22 protein-coding genes are annotated in these 21,469 nt (G+C 64.2%); 13 read left to right on the forward strand and 9 right to left on the reverse strand.

Translation table 11 applies throughout. The annotated features are described in order from the left end of the window. Nucleotides 1-38: 38 nt before the first annotated feature. Together U3648_RS12820 and U3648_RS12825 are read right to left on the reverse strand one after the other, a co-directional pair. A complete protein-coding gene (locus U3648_RS12820; RefSeq protein WP_420859627.1) occupies nucleotides 39-1,139 on the reverse strand; it encodes a cystathionine gamma-lyase in 1,101 nt (366 codons plus the stop codon). Between the two features lie 55 nt (nucleotides 1,140-1,194). After that, the gene (locus U3648_RS12825; RefSeq protein WP_420859628.1) at nucleotides 1,195-1,803 is read right to left on the reverse strand and encodes a flavin reductase family protein; all 609 of its coding nucleotides are present in this window, start codon (nucleotides 1,801-1,803) and stop codon (nucleotides 1,195-1,197) included. An 88-nt stretch (nucleotides 1,804-1,891) separates the two neighbouring features. Between U3648_RS12825 and U3648_RS12830 the strand changes: the two genes are divergently transcribed. The 4 genes from U3648_RS12830 (at nucleotide 1,892) to U3648_RS12845 (ending at nucleotide 4,083) form a co-directional block, all read left to right on the forward strand. Then, nucleotides 1,892-2,407, forward strand: a complete 516-nt coding sequence (locus U3648_RS12830; protein ID WP_420859629.1) for a GNAT family N-acetyltransferase — start codon at nucleotides 1,892-1,894, stop codon at nucleotides 2,405-2,407. A gap of 3 nt (nucleotides 2,408-2,410) precedes the next feature. Further along, a complete protein-coding gene (locus U3648_RS12835) occupies nucleotides 2,411-3,214 on the forward strand; it encodes an EcsC family protein (RefSeq protein ID WP_420859630.1) in 804 nt (267 codons plus the stop codon). Between the two features lie 145 nt (nucleotides 3,215-3,359). Further along, nucleotides 3,360-3,740: a hypothetical protein gene (locus U3648_RS12840; RefSeq protein WP_420859631.1), complete on the forward strand. Its 381-nt coding sequence runs from the start codon at nucleotides 3,360-3,362 to the stop codon at nucleotides 3,738-3,740. 88 nt (nucleotides 3,741-3,828) lie between these two features. Beyond that, on the forward strand, nucleotides 3,829-4,083 hold the full coding sequence (locus U3648_RS12845; RefSeq protein ID WP_420859632.1) for a hypothetical protein: 255 nt from the start codon (nucleotides 3,829-3,831) through the stop codon (nucleotides 4,081-4,083). An 84-nt stretch (nucleotides 4,084-4,167) separates the two neighbouring features. On the opposite strand, the gene ptsP is transcribed toward U3648_RS12845, so the two are convergent. Next, nucleotides 4,168-6,411 carry a phosphoenolpyruvate--protein phosphotransferase gene (gene ptsP / locus U3648_RS12850; protein WP_420859633.1) on the reverse strand — a complete coding sequence of 748 codons (2,244 nt, stop codon included), beginning with the start codon at nucleotides 6,409-6,411 and terminating at the stop codon, nucleotides 4,168-4,170. Between the two features lie 139 nt (nucleotides 6,412-6,550). On the opposite strand from ptsP, the gene zapE reads away from it, so the two are divergent. The 7 genes from zapE to U3648_RS12885 all read left to right on the forward strand — a co-directional run bounded on the left by zapE (nucleotide 6,551) and on the right by U3648_RS12885 (nucleotide 14,815). Beyond that, nucleotides 6,551-7,606 (forward strand): cell division protein ZapE, encoded by a 1,056-nt coding sequence (gene zapE, locus U3648_RS12855; RefSeq protein ID WP_420859634.1) that lies wholly within the window; start codon nucleotides 6,551-6,553, stop codon nucleotides 7,604-7,606. Nucleotides 7,607-7,745: 139 nt separating this feature from the next. Then, the gene (locus tag U3648_RS12860) at nucleotides 7,746-9,704 is read left to right on the forward strand and encodes an acetoacetate--CoA ligase (RefSeq protein ID WP_420859635.1); all 1,959 of its coding nucleotides are present in this window, start codon (nucleotides 7,746-7,748) and stop codon (nucleotides 9,702-9,704) included. A gap of 135 nt (nucleotides 9,705-9,839) precedes the next feature. Then, on the forward strand, nucleotides 9,840-11,066 hold the full coding sequence (locus U3648_RS12865; protein WP_420859636.1) for a DVUA0089 family protein: 1,227 nt from the start codon (nucleotides 9,840-9,842) through the stop codon (nucleotides 11,064-11,066). Nucleotides 11,067-11,173: 107 nt separating this feature from the next. Beyond that, a complete protein-coding gene (locus U3648_RS12870) occupies nucleotides 11,174-11,812 on the forward strand; it encodes a CerR family C-terminal domain-containing protein (RefSeq protein ID WP_420859637.1) in 639 nt (212 codons plus the stop codon). Further along, nucleotides 11,809-12,762: an HlyD family secretion protein gene (locus U3648_RS12875; protein WP_420859638.1), complete on the forward strand. Its 954-nt coding sequence runs from the start codon at nucleotides 11,809-11,811 to the stop codon at nucleotides 12,760-12,762. The genes U3648_RS12870 and U3648_RS12875 overlap by 4 nt, the downstream gene beginning before the upstream one ends. Further along, nucleotides 12,759-13,682 (forward strand): ABC transporter ATP-binding protein, encoded by a 924-nt coding sequence (locus tag U3648_RS12880; RefSeq protein WP_420859639.1) that lies wholly within the window; start codon nucleotides 12,759-12,761, stop codon nucleotides 13,680-13,682. Before U3648_RS12875 ends, U3648_RS12880 begins: the two co-directional genes overlap by 4 nt. Beyond that, nucleotides 13,679-14,815, forward strand: coding sequence for an ABC transporter permease (locus tag U3648_RS12885; RefSeq protein ID WP_420859640.1), 1,137 nt, complete (start codon nucleotides 13,679-13,681; stop codon nucleotides 14,813-14,815). Before U3648_RS12880 ends, U3648_RS12885 begins: the two co-directional genes overlap by 4 nt. An 82-nt stretch (nucleotides 14,816-14,897) precedes the next feature. On the opposite strand, the gene U3648_RS12890 is transcribed toward U3648_RS12885, so the two are convergent. The 3 genes from U3648_RS12890 to U3648_RS12900 form a co-directional block, all read right to left on the reverse strand. Then, nucleotides 14,898-15,803, reverse strand: a complete 906-nt coding sequence (locus U3648_RS12890) for a LysR family transcriptional regulator (RefSeq protein ID WP_420859641.1) — start codon at nucleotides 15,801-15,803, stop codon at nucleotides 14,898-14,900. A gap of 151 nt (nucleotides 15,804-15,954) precedes the next feature. Beyond that, on the reverse strand, nucleotides 15,955-16,569 hold the full coding sequence (locus U3648_RS12895; protein ID WP_420859642.1) for an MOSC domain-containing protein: 615 nt from the start codon (nucleotides 16,567-16,569) through the stop codon (nucleotides 15,955-15,957). Then, nucleotides 16,570-18,594 (reverse strand): oxidoreductase, encoded by a 2,025-nt coding sequence (locus U3648_RS12900; protein WP_420859643.1) that lies wholly within the window; start codon nucleotides 18,592-18,594, stop codon nucleotides 16,570-16,572. It abuts the gene before it with no gap. A 135-nt stretch (nucleotides 18,595-18,729) separates the two neighbouring features. Here U3648_RS12900 and U3648_RS12905 point away from each other — a divergent pair, with 135 nt between their 5' ends. After that, the gene (locus U3648_RS12905; RefSeq protein WP_420859644.1) at nucleotides 18,730-19,047 is read left to right on the forward strand and encodes a putative quinol monooxygenase; all 318 of its coding nucleotides are present in this window, start codon (nucleotides 18,730-18,732) and stop codon (nucleotides 19,045-19,047) included. Nucleotides 19,048-19,067: 20 nt separating this feature from the next. Then, nucleotides 19,068-19,535, forward strand: a complete 468-nt coding sequence (locus U3648_RS12910; protein WP_420859645.1) for a PadR family transcriptional regulator — start codon at nucleotides 19,068-19,070, stop codon at nucleotides 19,533-19,535. Nucleotides 19,536-19,538: 3 nt separating this feature from the next. On the opposite strand, the gene U3648_RS12915 is transcribed toward U3648_RS12910, so the two are convergent. From U3648_RS12915 to U3648_RS12925, 3 genes are all read right to left on the reverse strand, one after another. Further along, the gene (locus U3648_RS12915; RefSeq protein WP_420859646.1) at nucleotides 19,539-19,916 is read right to left on the reverse strand and encodes a hypothetical protein; all 378 of its coding nucleotides are present in this window, start codon (nucleotides 19,914-19,916) and stop codon (nucleotides 19,539-19,541) included. 20 nt (nucleotides 19,917-19,936) lie between these two features. Beyond that, nucleotides 19,937-20,710, reverse strand: coding sequence for a DUF6478 family protein (locus U3648_RS12920; RefSeq protein WP_420859647.1), 774 nt, complete (start codon nucleotides 20,708-20,710; stop codon nucleotides 19,937-19,939). A gap of 104 nt (nucleotides 20,711-20,814) precedes the next feature. Further along, nucleotides 20,815-21,405, reverse strand: coding sequence for a hypothetical protein (locus U3648_RS12925; protein ID WP_420859648.1), 591 nt, complete (start codon nucleotides 21,403-21,405; stop codon nucleotides 20,815-20,817). Nucleotides 21,406-21,469 lie beyond the last annotated feature (64 nt).

The following is a 21,469-nucleotide window of genomic DNA, read 5'->3' on the forward strand; positions in this document are numbered from 1 at the left end:
CACCCGCGGACGGCTTAGCGCACAATTGCAGGTATGGTCTAATCCAGCGCCGCCGCCAGCGCGGCCCACAATTCCTCGACCGGTTCGCATCCGACCGACAGGCGCACCGCGCCCGGGTCCACCGCATCCCCCCAGCGGATGCGGCGCTCGGCCGAACTATGCACCCCTCCAAAGGACGTCGCCGGTTGCAAAAGGGCGCAGCCGTCAATGAACCCCTCCGCAGCGTCGGCATCCGCCAGCGTCACGCTGATCAAAAAGCCGAACCGCGCCATCTGAGCACGGGCCAGCGCATGGCCGGGATCGCCGGGCAGACCGGGATAGCGAACCGCCCGCACCAAGGGATGATCCCGCAACCGTTCTGCAATGATCTGGGCCGAGGTGCACATCCGGTCAAACCGCATTTCCAGCGTCTCGAGGCTCCGGTGCAGCAACCAAGCCTCAAGCCCGCCGGGGATCGCGCCTGACAGGCCCCGCCAACCACGGACGGCCTCCATCAGATCTGCATCCCGGGTCGCAACATGGCCAAGCAACAGGTCCGAATGACCGCCCGGCGCCTTGGTGTCCGAGGCCACAACCATGTCCGCGCCCAGATCCAGCGGGCGCTGCCCAAAGGGGGTGCTGGTCGTGTTGTCGACCACGCTGATCCCACCCGCCGCACGAACCGCCGCGCAAACCGCCCGCAGATCACAGAGGTCCAAAAAGGGATTAGACGGGGTTTCGATCAGGACCATCGCATAGCCGGCAAAGCCCCCCTCTTCGAACCGGGCCGTCGGGCGGGTTTCAATCGTCACCCCCATGCGCGACAGGAACCCATCGGCCAGCGCGCGGCTGGCGAAATAGCCGTCGGAAGGCAGCAGGATACGATCCCCCGACTTCAGCAAGGCAAAGAAGGGCGCGGCAATCGCGGCCATGCCAGACGGGAACAACAGACAGGGCGCGTCTTCCAGAAGGGCCAGCGCCGCCTCTGTCGCCTCCCACGTCTGATTTGCGGAGCGGCCATAGCCCGGCACCCCCGCCGGATCGCCGGGCAGATGAAACATCGACGACACGGACAGCGGCAGCGCGACGGGATCGCCCTTCGCCAGCCCCTCGCGGCGGTGATGGATCAGGCGCGCGGCGCGGTCGTTGTCGGTTGTCATCACTGTCCCCCCTGCTTCGGCGCCACATTGGCCAAAGGGACGGGGCGGGGCAAGATCAGCTTTCGCCGGGCCGGGTCAGTTCGAACCCCTCGCGCACCACGGTGTAGTCCTTGTATCCCAGCCGCGCGAGGAGGTTGGCGCCGACGGTGTCGAACCGCCCCTCCCGGATCAGGTCGTCGCGCAGGTGCACCCCCACGACCTGCCCGAAGACGACGACGTTATGCGCACCCTCCAGCGGCACGATCCGGGTCATCCGGCATTCCAGCGCCGCCGGAGAGGCTGCAACGCGGGCACAGGGGATCACCGCGCACTCTGCCCGGTCGATCCCCGCATCGGAAAATTCATCCACCCCCCGCGGCCATGCGCCAGAGGTGCGGTTCATGACGTCCTGCTGTTCCGCCCCGACCATATTCACGCAGAACACCCCCGTGTCGCGGATATTGGCGACCGTGTCCTTGGTGTCGCCCCGGTCCGCTTTGGCCGAGGTCGAGGCGAACATGACCTGTGGCGGCTCATAGGCGACCGCATTGAAAAACGAATAGGGGGCAAGGTTGTCCGCCCCATCCGCCCCGCGCGTGGAAATCCAGCCGATCGGCCGGGGCGCGATGACGGCGCCGAAGGGGTTGTGCGGCAGCCCGTGCCCGTCTTCCGGTCGATAGAACATCGCTTTGCCCTTCCTTTGCCTCTGCGTTCCGCCCATGCTAGGCGCACCGGCAGGGACGGCAAGGGCAGACAGGGACAGACAGGCGGCAATGATCACGCTTGCGGTGGAAACGGCAGAGGACTGGTGGGAAGTCGAGGCGCTCTATGACCTGTGCTTTGCGCCGGGGCGGACCGCGCTGTCCTCCTACCGGCTGCGGGAGGGGGTCGCGCCCATCGCGCCGCTGTGCTTCACCGCGCGGGACGAGGCGGGCATCCTTGGCGGGGCAATCCGCAACTGGCCGGTCCGGGTAGGCGGCCATCTGGCGATCCTGCTTGGCCCGGTCGCCGTGCACCCCACCCGGCAGGGCGAAGGGCTGGGCGCCTACCTGATGCGCCGCGTCATCGAAGAGGCGCGGGACCTGGGCTGGGAACGGATCATGCTGGTAGGCGACTACCCCTATTATTCGCGCTTCGGGTTCGAACGGCTGGAGGGCGTTGAAATGCCGCCGCCCACCAACCCTGACCGGGTGCTGGGGCAGGATCTGGTGCCCGGCGCGTGGGTTGGCGTGACGGGTCTGGTGGAACGGGCCGAGGATTGCAATTCGGCCCCTGCCCCCCATCTCTAGGGAATGACCGACCCCAAACCGCCCCTGCGCGAGATCAACCCCGACCGGCCCCTGACCGACGCCGCCCGCGCGCAGGTGACCGCGCTTGCCCGGCGACAGTCCAAGGCAGGCGGGGTGCTGATGCAGGCGATCAACTTTGTTGGCGGGCAGGTCGAGGATGGGTTGAAACTGCTGCCCAAATCGACCCGCGCGCAACTGGACGCCGCGGCGAAGGTGGCGCTGGAGCGCAGCTATCACGCCGCCAGCCAAAGCCGCAGCGGCGCGGGGCAATCCCTGTCCGGCGGGGCCGCCCACCGGGCGATGGCCACGCTTTCGGGGGCAATCGGGGGCTTGGGCGGGCTGCCCACGGCCCTGTTGGAACTGCCGGTCGCAACCACGCTGATCTTTCGGGCGGTGCAGGAAGTGGCCGAGGCGCATGGCGAAGACCCGACCAGCACGGAAACCCGGATCGAATGCCTGCGGGTGTTCGGGGCAGGCGGCCCGGGCGGGCTGGACGATGGGGTCGATACCTCTTTCCTTGGGGCAAGGATCAGCCTGACCGGCGCGGCGGTGCATGGCCTGATCGGCAAGGTCGCGCCGCGCTTTGCCGCCGTCCTGTCGCAGAAACTCGCCTCGCAGGCGGTGCCGGTCCTTGGGGCCGCCGCCGGGGCCGGAACCAACTTTGCCTTCATCCGCTACTACACCGAGGTCGCCCATGTGCATTTCGGACTGCGGCAGCTGGCACGGCTGCACAACGAAGCAGAGGTAACCGAGGCCTTCCACAGCGAACTCGCGCGGCTGACCGCGCCGGTGTTGCGGGGGAAGTAGGGTCTTCTATCTTTGGGTTTCTTAGAAACTCATCTTGGAACTTTCACGACAAATGCGCGGATTGCCGTTGTACCGCAGCAGGAATAGTGTTTCCGGCAAATCCGCGCGTCGGAGCCCGAAACCAGTGAACAAGGTGGTTAGAGAAATGACCGAATACGAAGCGCTGCTGAACGAAAACCGAACAGCACTTCAGGCACTGTCAAACCACATCCCAATCAAGAAAGCGGTTGCAATCGTTGTCAGTGCTAAGTTTCCCGACGAGGAAACCGCCCTTGAAGCCCGAAAATTTTCCAAATCGATAACCGAAGAAAGAGATGGGAATGCTGCCAAAGCCAGCTTCGTTGTCGGCCTGAAGCCTGACGAAAACGGTTACTATGATAGCGAGATATCTATTATTGCAGCGCCAACAGCCGAGATAATTACCGACGCCGAACTTGTGATCCGCGAAGCCTGTCAGCGATTTGGCGGCGAGCAGCCGGGATGGGATATCGTTTTGCCGGGGACCGGACGGGTTCGAGAGTGTTGAAAACCACAAGGTCGCAGATAGGAAACGACTCTATTAACCGTTAGAAGATACCCGTGAGATTAATCATGATTACAAGGCCGCTGCACCCATGATTGCGAAACGCTTCATTCGAAAAACGTGCTTCGCAGCACTTTACGGCGCCCTTAGTTTTGTCGGGATGCTTGCTGTGTTCGCTATGCTGCAGGCAAAAGAAGTCATCCCCTCGACACAACAGCTGGCAGAAGCAGGCTACGTTTCTCCTTTCGTCAACTCAGTGGTGATTGGCGTCGGTCTTTTTGCTTGGATGACCATCGTGAACCTGATCGAAGCACTCTACCTCTACCACCAAGAGCGAACCAAGTAGACCTAGCGCGAAGCCACATGCTTTCAGCTTCAAAGAGTCCTATCCCGCATATTACCCCCCATCCTGATAGGCAAATCCGCAGCCCTACCCCTGCTTCGCCAGCCACTCGGTGATCGCCTTCCGGACCGATTGTTCGCCTGCGTCGCGGGCCGCGTGGATCACTTCGCGCGCTTCATCAAGGTTCACCCGGCGGATCAGGTGTTTGACCGGTCCGACAGAGGCCGGGCGCATCGACAGCATCCGCAGCCCGATCGCCGCGAGGCACAGCGCCTCGACCGGGCGGCCCGCGTCTTCGCCGCAGAAGGACACCGGGGTGCCGGTCGCGCGGCACCGTTCAACGATCTGTTCAAGGAAGCTCAGGAAACTGACGTTCAGCGTGTCATAGCGGCGGCGCACCCGCTCGTTCTCCCGGTCGGCGGCAAAGAAGAACTGCTTGAGGTCATTGCCGCCGATGGACAGGAAATCCACCTCTTTGAAGAACGCGTTCGGGGCGAAGGCAAGGCTGGGGGTTTCCAGCATCGCTCCGACCTCGATCTTGTCGGGCAGCGGGTGGCCAAGGATCTTTTCCCGCGCGATGGCCTTGTCAAACTCGGCCCGGGCAGCGCGGAATTCGTCGTATTGGGCGATGAAGGGGAACATGATGGTCAGGGGCCGCCCGTTGGCCGCCCGCAAAAGCGCCTGCAACTGCATCCGCAGCACGCCGGGTTTGTCGAGGCCCACCCGGATCGCGCGCCAGCCCATCGCCGGGTTCGGCTCGTCATTGGGCTTCATGTAGGGCAGCACCTTGTCCGACCCGATATCTAGGGTGCGGAAGGCCACGCGCCGCCCCTCGGCGGCATCCATCACGCGGGCATACAGCGCCGACAATTCGGCACGCTTGGGCATCTGATTGCGGATCAGAAACTGCAATTCCGTGCGGAACAGACCGACCCCTTCGGCCCCGGAGGTCGGCAGCGACGGAAGGTCGGCCATCAGCCCCGCGTTCATGTGCAGTGCCACGACATTGCCCGCCCTATCCTCGGCCGGAAGATCGCGGATCGAGGCATAACGTTCCTGCGCACGGGCCTGCATCGCGATCTTGTCGCGAAAGGCGGTGGTGACGGTGTCGTCGGGGCGCAGGTGAACGATCCCCTGATCGCCGTCGACAAGGATCGGGTCGCCGTTCAGCGCCTCGGTGGTGATGCCCCCCGCGTGGATCACCAGCGGAATCGCCCAAGCCCGGGCGACGATGGCCGCATGGCTGCCGACCGACCCTTCCTCGAGCACGATGCCGCGCAGTTTCTTGCCGTATTCCAGCAATTCGCCGGGTCCGATGTTGCGGGCAATCAGCACAGGACGGTCCGGCATTTCGGCCCCGGTGTCGCGGCCCTGCCCCGTTAGGATACGCAGCAGGCGGTTCGACAGGTCGTCCAGATCGTGCAGCCGGTCGCGGAGATAGGCATCCGCCGCGCTGTTCATCCGGGTTCGGGCCAGCGATTGTTCCTTTTCCACCGCCGCCTCGGCCGACAGGCCGTTTTCCACGTCGGCCTCCATCCGGCGCATCCAGCTGCGGGAATTGGCGAACATGCGATAGGCGTCCAGCACTTGCCTTTGTTCGGCGCTGACGGTGGCTGTCCGCGTCAGCATGTCATCGACCGAAACACGCAAGGTTTCGACCGCGTCACGCAGGCGTTTCAGCTCGGTTTCGGGGTCGTCTGAAATCGGGTTGGTCACCACGACACGCGGTTCATGCAGGAATACCTGCCCCTCGACCGCCCCTTCCTGCCCGATCGTGCCCCGGAACATGACCGGCTGCTGGTGCAGGGCCGACAGGGCCGCGCCTTCGCCCACGAAGGCGCCCAGTTCGGTCATCTCGGCGATGACCATGGCCACGACCTCAAGCGCATAGACCTCGTCCGGGGTAAACTGCCGTTCGGCCCGTGACTGGACGACCAGCACGCCCAAGGCGTCACCAAGTCGCTGAATCGGGATGCCGCAGAAACTGGAAAACCGCTCCTCCCCGGTTTCCGGCATATAGCGGAACCCCTTTTCGGCGGGGGCGTTGGCGGTGTTCACCACCGACCGGGATTTTGCCGTCCGGCCAACCAGCCCTTCGCCCAGCCGCAGCCGGGTCTGGTGCACGGCCTCGGCCTGAAGCCCTTCGGTCGCGCATAGCTCAAGGGTTTCGGAATCGCGGAACAGGTAGATCGAACAGACCTCGGTGCGCATGGAATCCGCGATCAGCTTCACGATCCGGTCAAGACGCGCCTGCCCGGCGCTGTCCTCGGCCAGCGTGTCGCGCAACCGCCCGAGCAGCTTGCGGCTTTCAGTTTCGAAGCGTTCTGCCATCTGTCCCCGCCCCATCGGGGCCCCGTTCCGGTTGAGTGACTTAGAACATATCGGGCGGGAAAGCGAAACGGAAATGCCGATGTGCCCTCCCTGTCCTCTGCGCTTTTCTCTGCCGTGCTAGGGCGCTATTGCAGGGAACATGAACCCGATCCCGGAAACATATGCCACCGCCGTCGCCGATGGGCGCCTGCGCCCGGACCCGGCGCAGGAAGGCGTCCTGCCAGAGCTGGAGCGGATTCGCCTTGAACTGGCCCAGCCGGTCAAAAAGGGGTGGTTTTCCAAGGCCCCGCCGCCTGTGAAGGGGCTGTATCTGTGGGGCGGTGTCGGGCGCGGCAAGTCCATGCTGATGGACCTTCTGTTCGACGCGGTCGAGGTGCCCAAGCGGCGTGCCCATTTCCATGCCTTCATGCAATGGGTCCACGCCGAGATGAACGCCGCCCGGGCCCGGGGGGTAGACGACGCCATCGCGCCCGTCGCGGCGACGCTGGCCAAGGATGTCCGGTTTCTGGCCTTCGATGAAATGCAGATCACCGATATCACCGACGCGATGATCGTCGGGCGGCTGTTCGAAAAACTGTTCGACGCCGGGGTGACGGTGGTCACCACGTCGAACCGGGTGCCGGATGATCTATACAAGAACGGGCTGAACCGACAGTTGTTCCTGCCCTTCATCGCGCTGATCAAGGAAAAGCTGGATGTCTGGCACCTGCAAAGCCCGCATGACCACCGGCAGGGGCGGCTTGCCGGGGCACAGGTTTACTTCACCCCGATCAACGCCGAAGCCCGGGCCGAGATCGCCTCGATCTGGGAGGACATGACCGGCGGGGCGACCGACCCGCTGATCCTGACCGTGAAAGCACGCGAGTTGGAAATCCCCGCCTTCCGCAACGGGGTCGGACGCGCGACTTTCTATGACCTCTGCGCCAAGCCCCTTGGCCCGGCAGATTACCTTGCCTTGGCTGAGGCTGTCCGGGTGCTGGTGCTGGAGGACATCCCGCGCCTCAGCCGGTCGAACTTTAACGAGGCCCGCCGCTTCGTCACCCTGATCGACGCGCTGTACGAAGCAAAGGTGCGACTGATCTGTTCCGCGGCGGCAGAGCCGGAAATGCTTTATGTCGAGGGCGAGGGCACGTTCGAATTTGAACGGACCGCCAGCCGCCTGCGGGAAATGCAGGGGCACGACTGGGCGAACTGAACCGGAATGGTGGGTCAAGACCCACCTTACGCCCCGCCGTCGAAAGGCGGGTTTCAACCCACCCTGCCCATGCTGGCTTGCATCTGGCAGAACCGGGCCTACTGTGACGCGCGAAATTCCGCCCCCGAAAGGATGCCCGATGTCCGAAATCGTCTGGACCCCGTCCCAAGCCCGCATTGACGAAACCGCCTATGCCTGTTTTGCCCGCGACCTTGGGTTTGATCCATCGGACTACGCCGGGCTTCACGCCTGGTCGGTCGCGGACCTGGGCCGGTTCTGGTCGCATCTTTGGGACGTGGCCGGGGTGATCGGCGACAAGGGCGATGTGGCCTTTGCCCCCGACTCGGCGCATTGGATGACCGGTGCGCGGTTCTTTCCCGAGGCGCGGATCAATTTCGCCGAAAACATGATGCGGCTGGACGGCGACGCCATCGCCGTGATCGAAACCGACGAGGCCGGGCACCGGCGCGAGGTGACAGCCGCGACACTTCGGGCCGAGGTCGCCCGGGTCGCTCAGGGCCTGCGGGATGCGGGCGTGACCGAAGGCGACCGGGTCGCAACCGTTCTACCGAACCGGCTGGAAAGCCTTGTCACCATGCTTGCCACCTCTGCCGTGGGCGCGGTCTGGACCTCCTGCTCGCCCGACTTCGGCACGGCGGCAATCCTTGACCGGATCGGGCAGGTGGAACCAAAGGTCTTCTTCGCGGGAACGCAGGTGCTCTACGGGGGCAAGACGCTCGACCTGACCGGGCGGATGTCCGAGATCGCAACGCAGCTGGCCCATCTGACCACTGTGGTGCAGGTGGGGGACGGGGCGCTCTCGGCCAATGTGCCGGTCGTGGGCTATGGTGATTTCGGCGCGGCGGCAGACCTGACCTTTACCCGCGTTCCCTTCGATGCCCCGGCATTCGTCCTTTACACATCCGGCACCACGGGCAAGCCCAAGGCCATCGTTCATCGCACCGGTGGCCCGACCCTGAACCTGATGAAGGAACACCTGCTGCATTCGGATATGCGCAAGGGCGACCGGTTCATGTGGTACACGAATACCGCGTGGATGATGTATCACTGGCTGGTCGGGGCCATGTCCTGCGGCACGACCATCGTGCTTTACGACGGCGCCCCGGTGCTGAAGGCGGGCGATGGGCTGGACGGGTCGCCCCTGTGGAAAGTGGTCGAACGGGAGAATCTGACACACCTTGGCATCTCGCCCAAATACCTCGCGACCCTGTCTTCCGCAGGCTTCGTGCCGAACGCTAACTACGACACATCCTCACTGCGGTGGATGCTGGCGGCGGGCAGCCCGATGGCCCCGTGGCAATATGACTGGATGTACGACAACGTGCAGGCCAAGGGCGGCGACATGGGGTTCGCCTCGATCTCGGGCGGCACGGAGCTTCTGGGCTGTTTCCTGATCGGCTGCCCCGCCCTGCCGCTGCGCAAGGGCACGCTGACGGCCAAGGGGCTGGGCATGGCAGTTCAGGTTCTGGACGACAGGGGCGTCGGCGTGATCGGGCGCGATGGCGAACTGACCTGCACCGAGCCCTTCCCCTCCATGCCCCGCACATTCTGGGGCGAGGGCGGCGACCAGCGCTACCACGACGCCTATTTCGCCGACCGGGCCGAGATCTGGACCCACGGCGACCGCGCCACCCTGAACCCGGACGGCAGCGCCGTGATCCACGGGCGGTCGGATTTCACGCTGAACCCCGGCGGGGTGCGGATTGGGACAGCTGACATCTACAACGTCTGCGACGGGTTTGCCGAACTGGACGATTGCGTGGTCTTTGGCCGGCCCCTCGCCGATGATCCGACGGATGAGGAAATCGTGCTCTGCCTGAAGATGGCCGAGGGGCAGGCAGCGACGGCGGACCTGGCCAAATCCATACGGACCGCGCTGCGCACCGCCTGTTCGCCCCGGCATGTTCCGGCGGCAATCTACGTGGTTGCCGACGTGCCCTACACGATCAATGGCAAACGCGTCGAAGGCGCGGCCAAGGCGATGGCGACCGGCGGCGAGGTCAAAAACCAGGCGTCGTTGGCCAATGCGGGGTGCCTGCAGGAATACGCGACGCTGGGCCAGAAGGCTGCCCTTTAGGGCGCAGGCCTGCATTCGGGTGGCGGACACCCGCCCAAGGCAGGGTTTTCCTGACCCTGCCGTGATTAAGGGTGGCTTGGCCCCACACGGCGGGTCTAAGCTGACGCGTAACAAGTATGATGAAGGGAGCCCACCATGAAACATCTGGCACGGACCACCGCGATAGCGGGGTTCACGACACTTGCATTCGCCCTGCCCGCCGCGGCGCAGGACATGTGCGGCGGCATTGGCGCAAATGGCCAGTGGATTGGCGGGACCGAATCCGCATCCGACCTGTCTATCGCGGGCGGCTACATGGAACAGATGGCGCTGGTGCTGGGGGGCAACCAGTATGTCGCGCTGTTCAGCCTGTCTGGCACCGCCGACGTTCGGGTCGAGGCCGCAGGCCGTGGCGCGGGCGACCCCGTGATCGACCTCTATGACGGGTTCGGAAACATCGTCGTGTCGGATGACGATTCCGGCGGCAACGGCGCATCGCGCGCCGAAACGACGCTGGGGCCGGGCACCTATTGCCTTGCCCTGCGGTCCTTCGACAACGCGCCAATGACCAGCTTTGTCCGGGTCGGCACCACCGATATGGAGCCGCTGACCGAAGGCATGGGCGACACCGACGGGTTCTTCGATTCGACCGACTACGGCTCGGGCGGCGGCGAATGCGATGCCAATACCCCGGCGCAGGACATCCCGCTTGGTGGGTCGTCGACTGCCTCGGTCGCGGATACCCCTTATTGGGCCTTCACCCTGACCGAACCGATGCCGGTGACCATCACCGCAGAAAACCCGGACGCAGACCCGATTGTCACCCTCTATGACGGCGACGGAAACTGGCTGGGCGAAAACGACGATTTCGACGGGCTGAATTCGCGGCTGGACATGTCCGCGCCATTGGCGCCCGGGCGCTATTGCGTGTCGATGACAGCGCTGTCCGATCCCGGTGCGCCGGTGACTGTCACCGTGACGGAATATGACCCGGTCGCCGCGCTGGCCGCGCTGTATGACCGGGGCGAAAGCGCGCCGCCGATGGATGGCAGCCACCCGATCACCGATCTTGGGACCGTGGACAGCCGGGTCCGGATCGACGTGCAGAACACCACCACCGCCACATGGTTCAGCGTCGAGGTGCCGGAAAGCGGCCTTCTCCTGATCGAAGCACTCGCAGCGGGCGGCAATGGCGACCCCTACCTGTATCTCTACGATGATCTTGGCCGGCTGGTCGATCAGAACGATGACTACAACGGGCTGGATTCGCAGGTCGTCGCGCGGGTCAACCGGGGCACCTACCTGATCGCGCTGCGAGAGCTGAACGACGGGTCGCAAGGCTTCGTCCGGCTGCTGGTCGAACGCTACGTCGCCGCGCAATAGGGCGCCTGATACAACACGACTACGGCGGGGCCTTCGGGCCCCGTTTCGCATTTGGAGGCGGAACCCGCTGGCTTTACATTCAATCAAACGTTTGATTGAATGACTACATGACCCAGAACGCCCCCGATTCCGAAACCCGTGCCCGGCTGATCGCCGCCGGGCTGCGGCTGTTCGGCCAGACCGGTTATGACGGCACCTCGACCCGTGCCCTCGCGGCCGAAGCAGGCACGAATGTCGCCTCGATCTCTTACCACTTCGGATCAAAGGCTGGGTTGCGGCAGGCCTGCGCCCGCGATGTCGCAGCCCGCGTGACCGGGGCAATCGCCACGGACATGCCCGCCCCGCCCAGCACCCCGGACGCCGCGCAGGCGCTTCTTGAACAGGTCGGCCGCAGCTTTGTTGCCTTCATCGTCACCTCCCCCGATGCCCGCGATATCGTTTCCTTCCTGGTTCGTGAAATCATGACCCCGGGCGAGGTGGCGGACCTTGTCTATTCCGAGTTTCTGGAGCCCCGGCACCGGATGGTCTGTGCCCTTTGGTCCATCGCCACCGGCCTCCCGGCAGAAAGCGAGAGCGTGAAGCTCTCTGTTTTCGCGATGATCGGTCAGGCCCTTTATTTCCGGATCGGCCAACCGATCATTTCCCGCCGCATGGGATGGCAGGACATCGGCCCGGCCGAGGCCGCGCAAATCGCCGATACCGTCGCCGCGCAGATCCGCGCCACAATCGAAAGCCAACGCCGATGAGCCTGCTTTGCGCCCTGCCCTTCGCCCTGTCGCTCTTTGCTGAATGCGCCCCGCCAACGCCCTTTGCCACCGGCTATGTCGAAGGGGAATATACGCTGGTCGCCCCGGTCGCGGTCGTCCAGATCACGAATGTCCCCGTCGCGCGCGGCGACCGGATCGAGGCAGGGGAGGTTCTGGTCGAGACAGAGCGGCGCGATGCCGAAATCGCCCTGTCCGAAGCCAATGCAGCCTTGGCGCAGGCCGAAAGCCGCTTGGCCGACCTGCGCGAAGGGTTGCGTCCCGAAGAGATTGGCGTGATCGAAGCCGCCCTGCAATCGGCCCGTGCGCAGGCAGCCGAGGCAGAGCGGGAACGGGACAGGGTCACCAGCCTTGCCACGCGCGGCGTGCTGAATGACGCACAGCGCGATACCGCCGAAACCGCCGCCGATATCGCCGCCGCCAAGGTGGCCGAGGTCGAGGCGCAGCTTGCCGTTGCCCGCCTGCCTGCCCGGCCGCAGGCCATTGCCCAGGCCGAAGCCGCCGTTGAAGGCGCCCGCGCCGCACGCGACCGCGCCGAATGGAACCTGGAACGGCGCACGCTCACCCTGCCGGAACCCGTCACCGTGTCGGATGTGATCCGCACTGCCGGGGAAATCGCGGGCCCGTCCGCCCCGGTCCTGTCGGTTCTGGGGGACGGCGCGGTCAAACTTCGGCTTTACGTCCCCGAGACCGCCTTTGCCACCGTCGCAGTCGGCGACAGCCTGTCGGTGTCCTGCGACGCCTGTCCTCCCGGCTTGACGGCTCGGATTACCTACATCGCCAACGAACCCGAATTCACCCCGCCGGTGATCTACTCGCTCGAAAACCGGCAAACGCTTGTCTACCTCGTCGAGGCGCGGCCCGAGGGGGATCATCCCCTCAAGCCCGGCCAGATCGTCGAGGTCGCAGCCCCCGAAGGATTCCGCCAATGACGGACGCCCCGGCCATATCGGTTCGGGACCTGACCAAGCGGTTCGGACAGAAGACCGCCGTCAGCAAGGTCAGCATGGACGTCCAGCGGGGCGAGATCATGGGCTTCCTCGGCCCTAACGGCTCTGGCAAGACGACAACGATCCGGCTGATGTGCGGCCTGCTGGAACCCGACGAAGGGGCCGGCGCGGTGCTGGGCCATGACATCCGCCGCGAACGGCGCGCGATCAAGCGCAAGGTCGGCTACATGACGCAGAAGTTTTCGTTCTACGAAGACCTGACGATCGAGGAGAATTTGCGCTTCGTCGCTGGTCTCTACGCCATGAGACGTCCGCGCCAAACGGTGCGGGACACCCTTGAAACCCTGGGATTGACCGGGCGCAAGGCACAGCTGGCGGGGTCCCTGTCCGGGGGGTGGAAACAGCGGCTGGCCCTTGCCGCCTGCATCATGCACCGGCCCGACCTTCTGATGTTGGACGAACCGACGGCGGGGGTGGACCCGAAGGCCCGGCGTGAATTCTGGGACGAGATTCACCAACTTGCCCGCGACGGGCTGACCGTCCTTGTCTCGACCCACTACATGGACGAGGCCGAACGCTGCCACCGAATCGCCTATATCTCGCACGGGCATCTGATCGCCCTTGGCACCGTGCCCGACGTGGTGCGCGACGCCGGGCTGACCACCATGTTGATGCACGGCGGCGATCTTGCCGCCGCGGCGCGCGCCCTTCACGGCGCGGATGGTGTGGATCAGGTCGCCCCCTTTGGCCGCACCCTGCACGTCGTCGGACGCGACCCGGCCCGGCTGGAAAAGACCGCCCGCAAGATCGCCAAGGACACCGGCGCGCGGATCGAACCGGCGGAAACATCGTTGGAGGACGTGTTCATCCAGTTGATGAGCGGGGCGGAGGACATGCGATGAGCCGCTTCTTCTCGCTGCGTCGCCTTTGGGCGCTTCTGACCAAGGAAACCATCCAGATGCGCCGCGACCGGCTGACCTTCGCGATGATGCTGGGGATTCCGCTGGTGCAGTTGATGCTGTTCGGCTTTGCCATCAACACCGACCCGAAATCCCTGCCCGCGGCCCTTGTCGCACCAACGCAGGACAGGTTCACCCGCGCCATGGTCACGGCGCTGGAACTGACCGGCTACTACCGGTTCATCGTCCCCGACGCGACCGCGACAGAGGCCGAAGAGATGATTGCCAGCGGCGAGGTGGCCTTTGTCGTCACTGTGCCCTCCGACTTTGGCCGCCGGATCGAACGGGGCGACCGCGCCCAGATCCTGATCGAGGCGGACGCGACCGACCCCTCGGTCGCCTCGGGGGCGATATCGACGCTCAGCACCGTGGCGCAGGGGGCGCTGCTGCGGGAGGCGGGAACGGAAATCGCGGCGAATGAAGCAACGAATCACGGCCTGTCGGTGATCGTGCACCGGCGCTACAACCCCGAAGGCGTGACCCAATACAACATCGTCCCCGGTCTTCTTGGGGTGATCCTGCAACTGACGATGGTGATGATGACCGCGATGGCGCTGACCCGCGAGATCGAGCGTGGGACGATGGAAAACCTGCTGGCGATGCCGGTCACGCCGCTGGAGATCATGCTGGGCAAGATCATCCCCTATCTGGCCGTCAGCGCGGCACAAGTGACCGTCGTTCTACTTGCCGCGCGGCTGATCTTCGGGGTGCCCTTCGTCGGCAGTCTTGCCCTGATCCTTGCCGGGGTCTTTGTCTTCGTGCTGGCGCTGGTGATCCTCGGCTATCTCATTTCAACGGTCAGCCGGACCCAGATGCAGGCCATGCAACTGACCTTTTTCTTCTTCCTGCCCTCGCTCTTGCTGTCCGGGTTCATGTTCCCCTACCGGGGGATGCCCGGCTGGGCGCAAATGCTGGGCGAGATCCTTCCGCTCACGCATTTCCTGCGGCTGATCCGGTCGGTGATGCTGAAAGGCGCGGATGCCGCGACGGTTGCGCCGACATTCGCCGCCCTTTGGGCCTTCGTCTTCGGGCTGGCACTCATTGCGCTCTTGCGGTTCCGCCGGACACTCGACTGACCCCCGAAAAAGAAAACGCGGTCCGAAGACCGCGTAAGTCGGGCGTTGCACCCTTAGGGATTTCGTTGCCGAGACCGGCGGGCTACCACTTGTCGGGGCCCTTCTCGGCGAATGCATTGACCAGAAAGTCGATGAAGGCGCGCACCTTGGGCTGGGTAAAGCGGCCCGGCGGGTAAACCGCATAAATGCCCTGCGTATCGACCGGAAGATCGGGGATCGCCTCTTCGACAAGGCCCTTTTCCATCGCGTCGGCGTAAAGGAAGGACGGCAGGTAGGCGATGCCAAGGCCCGAGATACAGGCGTTCATCAGCGACTGGCCATCGTTCACCGTTAGCCAGCCCGCGGTGCGAACCTGCCGTTTTTCGCCCGATGGGGCGGTCAGCTTCCAGACGGCCGAATTGGCCTGGTTCGAATAATGCAGAAGTTTGTGTTCGTTCAGATCGTCGATCCGCTGGGGCCGACCATGTTTCTGGAAATAGGAGGGCGAGGCGATCATCCGGCGCGTGGTTTCCGTGAGCTTGCGGGCGCGCAGGGTGCTGTCTTCCAGCTCTCCAATGCGGATCGCCATATCGAACCCTTCGGAAATCAGTTCGACGTAGCGGTTGTTGAGAACCATATTGACGGTGATATCAGGGAATTCGGCAAGGAATTCGCCCAGAACCGGCGATAGGTGGTTTACCCCGAAATCTGTCGCCACGCTGATCCGCAACAGGCCAGACGGGGCCGATTGCATCGAGGTGACAAGCGCATCTGCCTCTCCGGCATCATTCAGGACCCTGCGGGCCCGGTCGTAATAGGCAAGACCGATTTCGGTGGGGCTCACACGGCGCGTTGTCCGGTTCAAAAGCCGGGCACCAAGGCGGGCTTCAAGGGCGGAAACGTGCTTGGAAACGGCGGACTTCGAAATCCCCATCTTCTTCGCAGCATCTGTAAACCCGCCCTGATCCACAACCGTGGCGAACGCTTCCATTTCGGTGAGGCGATCCATACTCGTTCCTCTGCATGACATATTTCTTGCAGAGTGTTCTGACGGCCAAATCGGGCAGGACTGCGGCGGATGCCTGACAATTGCGGGGATTTCCCGGGACTGTAGAGGGGCGGGAAACGTGGCGAGCACCCCGCCCCGACCGCGCGGCACCTTATTTCCCGCGCAACTGGCTTCGCATTTTGTGATGCACCGGCGCCTGTAGCCAGCTGTCAATTTCTGCCTCGGTTCGAAGGGGCGGGCCGAACAGACCCGGCCAGTCCGCCAGCCGCTTCCGACTACCTTGAAACGGCAGGACCGCAATCTCTTGCCCCGGTTCAATGGTGCCGGCCTCCAAGACCCGCAGGTATGGCCCCGGGCGACCCGCCTTCAAAAAGGTCGTCACGAATCCCTTCACGCCCATCCTCGCCTCAAGCGTGGCGCATGGAATGCGCGGCGAGGTCACCTCGAGCAGCACTTGCCCGATCCGCAACCTGTCCCCGACACAAATCACCTCTGTCGGCCAGCGGTCGAGCGTCAGGTTCTCTCCAAACGTGCCGTTGGGAATGTCCCTACCAAGGGTCGCCTCCCACCAGTCATAGTCGGCGCGAGAATAGGCATAGATCGCCTGATCCGGTCCGCCGTGGTTCTTGACGTCGACAATGACATCCCCGGCAATCCCCGCGGCCGAGACGTCGGCCTGCGCCACCGGCGATTTGAATATCCCGGACTGCCCGGATTTCGCGGCAATCGGTTCCGCCCTGCCCACGTTGATCGACAAAAGCTGCATCTACAGCGCCGCCGCGACCCGCGTGCCTTGGTCAATCGCCCGCTTGGCGTCCAACTCGGCGGCCACATCGGCCCCACCGATCACATGAACCTCCACACCCTGCGCCAAGAGCGCATCGGCAAGCGACCGTTCCGGTAACTGACCGGCACACAAGACCACCGTATCCACCGCGATCAGGGTCGGATTTTCCCGTGCCTCGCCAAAGCTGACATGCAGCCCCTCTGCATCGATCTTTTCATAGTTCACGCCGCCGATCATCTTGACGCCCTTCATCTGAAGGGTCGCCCGGTGTATCCAGCCAGTGGTCTTGCCCAGACCCTTGCCCAGTTTCTGCGCCTTGCGCTGCAACAGCGTGACCTGCCGGGCCGGTGCCTCTGGCTGCGGTCCTTCCGGCGCCAGACCGCCACGGGCCGTGGCCGGGTCGGTCACACCCCATTCCTCCAGCCACTCCCGCAGGTTCTCTGTCGGGCTGTCCGTCGTGGTCAGGAATTCGGCCACGTCGAACCCAATGCCCCCCGCCCCGATCACCGCCACGCGATCACCGACCGGCGCGCCGTGGCGCAGCACGTCGATGTAGGACAGGACATTCGGCCCGTCCTGCCCGGGGATCTGCGGGTCGCGCGGAATGACACCTGTGGCAACAATCACCGCGTCGAACCCGGCCAGATCCTCGGCGCCTACTTCGGTGCCAAGCCGCACATCAATGCCCGCCTCGGCGACCGAGGCCGCGAACCAATTCACCAGCCCGTGAAACTCTTCCTTGCCGGGGATGGTCTTGGCCATGTTCAACTGACCGCCCAGACTGTCGGCCTTATCGAACAGGGTCACCACATGGCCCCGGTCCGCCGCGGTCAGCGCCGCCGACAGACCCGCAGGTCCGGCCCCCACAACCGCGACCTTCTTGGCCGCGCCCGCTGGCTCGATCACCAGTTCGGTTTCATGGCAGGCGCGCGGGTTCACAAGGCAGGACGTCAGTTTGCCGCTGAACGTGTGATCCAGACAGGCCTGATTACAGGCGATGCAGGGCGCGATCAGATCGGCGCGACCCGCCTGCGCCTTGGCCACGAAATCCGGGTCGGCCAGGAAGGGGCGGGCCATCGACACCATATCGGCGCAGCCATCGGCCAACACCGCTTCGGCGGTCTGCGGATTGTTGATCCGGTTTGACGTGATGACCGGGATCTGCACCTCGCCCATCAGTTTCTTCGTAACCCAGGTGAAGGCCCGGCGCGGGACGCTGGTGGCGATGGTCGGAATGCGCGCCTCGTGCCAGCCGATGCCGGTGTTGATGATCGTGGCACCCGCCGCCTCGATCGCCTTGGCCAGTGTCACCACCTCGTCCCAGGTCTGACCATTGGGGACAAGGTCGATCATCGACAGGCGGTAGATCAGGATGAAATCAGGACCAACCGCGGCCCGGACCCGGCGCACCACTTCGATCGGCAGGCGCATCCGGTTTTCAAGGCTGCCACCCCAGCGATCCGTCCGCTTGTTCGTATGGGTGACAAGGAACTGGTTCAGGAAATACCCCTCGGACCCCATCACCTCGACCCCGTCATAGCCGGCCTCTCGGGCGCGGGTCGCGGCGGTGACGATGTCGCTGATCTGCTTTTCGATCCCCTCTTCGTCCAGTTCCTTCGGGGAAAAGGGCGAGATCGGGGATTTGATGGCGGACGGGGCCACGCAATCGGGGGAATAGGCATAGCGGCCCGCGTGCAGGATCTGCATGGCGATCTTGCCGCCCGCGTCATGCACCCGGCCCGTCACGATCCGGTGGTTTTCGATGGCCTGATCGGTGAACAGACCCGCCGCGCCGGGGAACACCCCGCCTTCCTTGTTCGGAGCCATGCCGCCGGTGACCATCAGGCCCACCCCACCCCGCGCCCGCGCGGCATAGAATTCAGCCACCCGGTTCCAGTCGCGGGTTTCTTCAAGGCCCGTGTGCATCGACCCCATCAACACGCGGTTCTTCAGCGTGGTGAACCCAAGATCAAGCGGGGCAAGCAGGTGCGGATAGGCGGTCATGGCGGGCAATCCTTTGGTCGGTTGCCCGCACAATCGCGCAAGTTGACGCGCAGGTCACGCAGGACGCGGCGTCAGGGGCTTGAAACCTATTATATAGTCATTATTTACTAATCATGTCTGATTAAGGAGAACCCCATGACACCCGGATATACCTTCATGTCCAAATCCACAGCCAAGCCCGGCATGCTCGATGATCTTGTCCGCATTGCCTCTGCGCCCCCGCAAGCGATGGAAGGCGTTGTCGAGGGGTTGATCGGCTATCAGGTCGCCGTCGACGCGGACCGGAATGCCGTCGTCGTCTGGAGCACCTTTCGCGACAAAGCCGCGCTCTACGACTATCTTGCGTCGGACGCGGCGAAGGGCAATCATGGCGACCCCGAGGAAATGGAACGGATCATCGAGACCTTCGAGATGTATGACCTGACCCCAACTGTCGGAAAGCTGCCCGCATGAGCCTTGCCAAGGCGCGGGAAATGGCCGTTTTGAGCCTTCTGAAGGCGCATCCGGCCCACGGCTACGACATTTCCCGCGCCGTGGCCGAAGGCCCGCTGTCCATGCTGGGGCTAAGCCGCCCCGCAGTCTACGCAGTCCTCGATCGGTTTGCCCGGCGCGGCTGGGTAACGGGTCAGACCCAATCGTCCGGCAACAGGCCGGACAAGACGGTCATGCTACTGACCAAAACCGGCGCGGCGGCGCTGGCCAAAATGCAATCCGACACAGCAACCGTCGCCGCGCTGCCGGTTGTGCCGCTTGTGGCGCTTCTTTTGGCGCATGACGCCGGTCAAGCCATTCCCCGCGCAACGCTGCAAGCGCTCGTCGACATGCGCAAGTCGGATCTGGCAAAGCTGGAGGCTGATAGCGATCACGCCGATAGCGCGACATCCGCGTTGTCCCGCCGGGTTCTCAGGGCCGAAATTGAAACGCTCGAAAGCCTGCTCTGACGCTCAGGCAGTTTCCACGCAATGACGACGGAAGGCGCGTTTGAGCATGTCCAGCTCGGCCCGCAACAGGCCAATCTCGGCGCGGATATCCTCGGCCAGCGCATCCCCGGCGTAGATCGCGAAACTGGCAAGGGTTTCGCCGCTGGACCTGTCCGTGATCAGAAAGGTCTGGACGCCATCGGTAATTCGGTCCGCCGGGATCGGCACCCGCACGCGCCACTGGCCCTTGTCGGACTCTTCGGTCACGCTGACCCCGTCGATCGCTGTGCCCAGATGGGTAACGACCAGAGAGGGCAACCACCCTTCGGAAGCGCCGGTGCAGGTCAGCACGCCTTCCCAATGGCCTTCGTAAAGACGGGTCTTTGTCAGGGTGATTTCCATGGCAACGGTCCTTCGGATGGTCACAGGGCGGCGCGGGGGTAGCGGGACAGGGTCAGGTCGCGGATCGTGACCTGATTCATTTCCGGCCCTTCAAAGATCAGATCAAGCCAGATGCGTTCGACCCGCTTTTCGTTCAGCTTGGTATAGGCGAGGTCAAACTCGATCATCTGTTCGGACTCTCCAAGCGGCATTTCGCGGACGATCTGTTCGGTATTCGGGCCATGCTGGATGTTCAGGCGAGCAAAGATTTCCAGCGGCTTTTCCCATTCAATGATCGGGTCCAGCCGGATCAGATGGTTGCGGGTCAACCCGGTGCAGGCATCCTTGGGCAGATCGACAACAAGGCTCAGAAAAGACCCGTCAAAGCGAAACACATCCAACCGCAGGCCAAATGGGGCAAGATCCCGTTCGCGCGTATTGCGCAACTGGCGCAGGGTCAGTTCGCTGATCTTGCAGTCGTGGAAAAGCGTGACCTCCTCCCCGATGATGGTCTTGCTTTCCACGCCGGACATGCCCTTGCTCGCCAGCGGGCCGCGCCACAGTTGCGGACGCCAAGACCAATCGGTTCCGGGGGGTTTGGGAAAGGCGGACGACCCGATCCGGGGCAGTGCAAGCCGGCTGTCGGCCACGTGCAGGAATTGGGACAGGGCAGCGCCCAGTTCACGGGCGCGGGCCCGTTCCTTGCGCAGCCCCCCAAGGTCGGTCGTGGCTGCGTTGCGGGCGGCGCGTCGCCATCGGCGCGCCATGACCCGATGCAGCAGCCTGTCGATCAGTCTGGAATTGCGTCTGCCCATGCGTGATCTTGCCCCGATAGTCCTGCGCTGTCGCGCTTTGGTTCTTTCGCCCAACTTGCCGCACAATACCTGAATTTTCGGTTGTGAAAAGAAAGCAATCCGGCTCAGGCCGGATTGTCGCCCGTGTTTGCCGCGCGCAATGCATCGACGGTCAGCAACAACAGCCGGGCGGACTGCCTGCGGCTGATCGGGTCGCGCGAATACCCACGCACATTCACAGTGACCAGATAGCCATTCACATCCAGAAAGGCGCGGCCCTGCATGGATTCCAGCCCGTCGAACCGGTCCGGCCCGGCATCTGTAAACCAAACCTCCACCAGATTTGCTGCAGATTGCACGAAGGCCACGTCGATCTCGGACGCGGTGCCTGTCTGGCTCAGGATCGCCTTGCCGCTCTCGGACTCTACAAAGCTTGCAAGGTCGGTTTCCGCCCCGTCGACCACGGCCGAGCCTTCCTCGCCGACCTGAACGGTGATCAATGCGGCGATGTTTGGCATGATCGCCGCATCCGAGACCAGCGCACAGCCCGCCATGACCACGAAACCGTTGGCTGCGGCACTTGCCTGCCGGTCGATGCAGTACCCTTCGGGCGCGCGCACGCGGAACCCGCCATCCAGAACCGACAGCGTGCGAATACCCCGCGCCTGTGCCCGGTCCGACCCGATTTGAAGGCCCGCGCCGAAATCGGCGGGCATACACCCCGCCATCACCAAGGCCCCGGCGATTGCCATCGCTGTCCGCCTGAAACCCAATCCCCGA

It is taken from the genome of Marivivens marinus (assembly GCF_035969385.1).
Taxonomy (GTDB): domain Bacteria; phylum Pseudomonadota; class Alphaproteobacteria; order Rhodobacterales; family Rhodobacteraceae; genus SELP01.